At 69.2% G+C, this 3,308-nt stretch carries 3 protein-coding genes; 2 read left to right on the forward strand and 1 reads right to left on the reverse strand.

The window, feature by feature from the left end; all coding sequences use genetic code 11:
- Positions 1-1,024 (forward strand): ATP-binding protein (locus tag ACK42S_RS16680; protein ID WP_409710171.1); only part of this gene is annotated, 1,024 nt, incomplete at its 5' end.
- On the opposite strand, the gene lplT is transcribed toward ACK42S_RS16680, so the two are convergent.
- On the reverse strand, positions 1,025-2,305 hold the full coding sequence (gene lplT, locus ACK42S_RS16685; RefSeq protein ID WP_409710174.1) for a lysophospholipid transporter LplT: 1,281 nt from the start codon (positions 2,303-2,305) through the stop codon (positions 1,025-1,027).
- 235 nt (positions 2,306-2,540) lie between these two features.
- Here lplT and alr point away from each other — a divergent pair.
- Positions 2,541-3,308 (forward strand): alanine racemase (gene alr / locus ACK42S_RS16690; RefSeq protein WP_409710177.1); only part of this gene is annotated, 768 nt, incomplete at its 3' end.

Genomic DNA, 3,308 nt, shown 5'->3' on the forward strand with positions numbered 1-3,308 from the left:
TCTCTCCTCCGCCCCCGACGGCCCACGCCCCCACGTCGCGATGATCCGCCAGGCCGGCGAGCGCGCCGCCGCCCTCACCCACCGGCTGCTGGCCTTCGCCCGCAAGCAGCCGCTCGATCCGCGCCAGACCCAGATCAACGAACTGCTGGCCGACTTCGAGCCGCTGCTGCGGCGCACCCTGGGCGAGCACATCGACATCGAATTCGTCCGCGGCAGCGGGCTGTGGAAGGCCCTGGTCGACCCCAACGAACTGCAAAACGCCATCCTCAATCTCGCGATCAACGCCCGCGATGCCATGCCCGACGGCGGCCGGCTCACCATCGAGACGGCCAACATGTCCGTCGCGCGCGACTATGCCGAGATCCACGGCATCCAGCCCGGCCAGTACGTGCTCGTGGCCGTCTCCGACACCGGGCCGGGCATGCCGCCGGAGGTGGTGGCACGCGCCTTCGACCCCTTCTTCACCACCAAGCCCGCCAGCCAGGGCTCGGGCCTGGGGCTGTCGATGGTCTACGGATTCGCGCGCCAGTCCGGCGGCCATGTGAAGATCTACAGCGAGCCCGGCCACGGCACCACGGTCAAGCTCTACCTGCCGCGCGCCGATGCCGCCACCGAGGCCGACTACCGGCGCGTGGAACGCGCCCCGCTGGCCCCGGGCCACGAGCATGTGCTGCTGGTGGAGGACGACGACCTCGTGCGCCTGGTCACCGTGGCCAGCCTGGAAAAACTCGGTTATCGGGCCACCGTGTGCAGCAGCGGCCGCGAAGCGATCGAGCAGTTGCGCCACGGCCCGCACTTCGACCTGCTGCTCACCGATGTGGTGCTGGCCGGCGGCATCTCGGGCAAGGAGGTGGCAGCGGTCGCCGCCCAATTGCGCCCCGGCCTGAAAGTGCTGTACATGTCGGGCTACACCGAGAATGCCATCGTGCACCACGGCCGGCTCGACCCCGGCGTGCACCTGCTGAGCAAGCCTTTCCGCATCGACGAGCTCGGCCGCAAGCTGCGCGAGGTGCTCGACGGCTGATCAATGCCGGTCGCTGCGCGCGATCTCCAGCAGGTGCGCCACCTCTTCGGCGTGGTGGCGCAAGTTGTAGGCATGCCAGCGACCGATCGCCCACATCGTGCCGGCCACCACCAGGCCGAAGGCCGTGATCGCGCCAAACGCCGACAGGCCCAGCTTGGTCATCACGGTGTAGAAAGCCCCCAGGCCCAGGATGCAGGCCTGCTCATTGAAGTTCTGCACCGCGATCGAGCGGCCCGCGCCCATCAGGTTGTGGCCGCGGTGCTGCAGCAGCGCGTTCATCGGCACCACCAGAAAGCCGCCCAGCCCGCCCAGCAGGATCAGGAAGGGCGCGGCCACCCAGACGTTGTCGATGAAGTTCATGCCGATCACCAGCACCCCCATCGCGATGCCCAGCGGGATGACCCGCGTGGCCCCGTCCAGGCGCATGTAGACCGAGGCCACCACCGCCCCCACCGCCGTGCCCACCGCCACCACCCCCACCAGCGAGGAGGCCTGCGTCGTGGTGTAGCCCAGCGCCGCGGCCGCCCAGGCCAGCACGATATAGCGCAGGTTGCCCGAGACGCCCCAGAACAGCGTGGTCGTGGACAGCGAGATCTGCCCCAGCCGGTCGCGCCACAGCCGCCGGTTGCAAGTGCGGAAGTCGCGCAGCATCTCCAGCGGCGAGGCCGGCAAGGGCTGCAGCGTGGCGCTGGTGCGTGGGATGAAAAGATTGAACACCGCCGCCACCACATAGAGCCAGATGATCGCGGCAATGGCCGCATCCGGCGCGTTGGCGATGCCGGTGTCGATTGCGGGCAGCAGGTCGATGGACAGCAGCCAGTTCCCCAGCACCGGCCCGACGAGCTGGCCGCCCAGCAACACCCCCAGGATGATGGAGGCGATCGTCAGCCCCTCGATCCAGCCATTGGCCTTGACCAGCTGCGAGGGCGGCAGCAGCTCGGTGAGGATGCCGTACTTGGCCGGTGAATAGGCCGCCGCCCCCAAGCCCACGATGGCATAGGCCACCAGCGGATGGGTGCCGAACAGCATCAGCAGGCAGCCCGCCACCTTGATGCTGTTGGAGACGAACATCACCTTGCCCTTGGGCAAAAAGTCCGCAAACGCCCCCACGAAAGGCGCCAGCACCACGTAGAACAGCGCGAACATCGGCACCAGGGCCGCGCGCTGCCATTCACCGGTGCCCGACAAGCGCAGCAGTTCCACCGCCGCGACGAACAAGGCGTTGTCGGCCAGCGAGCTGAAGAACTGCGCCGACATGATGGTGTAGAAGCCTTTTTTCATTCGCTGGGCTCGCTGGGCGCCGGCTTCCGGGCTGCGTGAAATCCTTGAGACTGCGGGGGCAACGGGCACTTCCTCGGGGCCGGAAGCGCCCGGGTTTATAGCATGCGGTGGCGGCCCTGCCGTGACCGGAAAACCCGTGAAAGCTTCGTCCGCAACGCTCCAGCATCGCATCCGATGCGGCGGGGCCGCTGGCAGAATCGACCGGTCCTCCCCCCCCCCCCCGGAACCTGCGGCCATGCCCCGTCCCATCGAAGCCCTGATCCACCCCGACGCCCTTGCACGCAACCTGCAGCGCGCCCGCGCCGCCGCGCCCGACGCCAAGGTCTGGGCCATCGTCAAGGCCAACGCCTACGGCCACGGCATCGAGCGCGCCTACGCCGGCCTGCAGGGTGCCGACGGCTTTGCCCTGCTCGACATCGCCGAGGCCGAGCGCGTGCGGGCCCTGGGCTGGCGCGGCCCGATCCTGCTGCTGGAAGGCTGCTTCGAGGCCCGCGACCTGGAAGCCTGCTCGCGCCTGAATCTGTGGCACGTGGTGCACACCGAGCAGCAGATCGACTGGCTGGCCACCCACAAGACCACCTGGCCGCACCGCGTCTTCCTCAAGTTCAATTCCGGCATGAACCGGCTGGGCTTCCAGCGCGACGCGTTGCGCACCGCCTGGCTGCGCCTGAGCGGCCTCACTCAGGTGGACGAGATCTCGCTGATGACCCATTTCGCCGACGCCGACAGCGACCGCGGCATCGCCCAGCAGGTGGCCGCCTTCCAGGCCGCCACCGCCGACCTGCCGGGCGAGCGCTCGCTGTGCAACAGTGCTGCCACCCTGCGCCATGCCGGCGCGCATCCCGAGGTGCGCGCCGACTGGGTGCGCCCGGGCATCATGGTCTACGGCTCGTCCCCCGATTTCCCCGCCCACACCGCCCGCCACTGGGGCCTGCTGCCCACCATGACCCTGAGGTCCCGCCTGATCGCCACCCAGTCACTCGAGGCCGGCGACACCGTCGGC

Source organism: Caldimonas sp. (assembly GCF_046289365.1).
Taxonomy (GTDB): domain Bacteria; phylum Pseudomonadota; class Gammaproteobacteria; order Burkholderiales; family Burkholderiaceae_C; genus Caldimonas.

Coding starts and splice junctions, on each gene's coding strand:
- lplT (WP_409710174.1), bottom strand. CDS start 2,305: ATGAAAAAAGGCTTCTACACCATCATGTCGGCGCAGTTCTTCAGCTCG.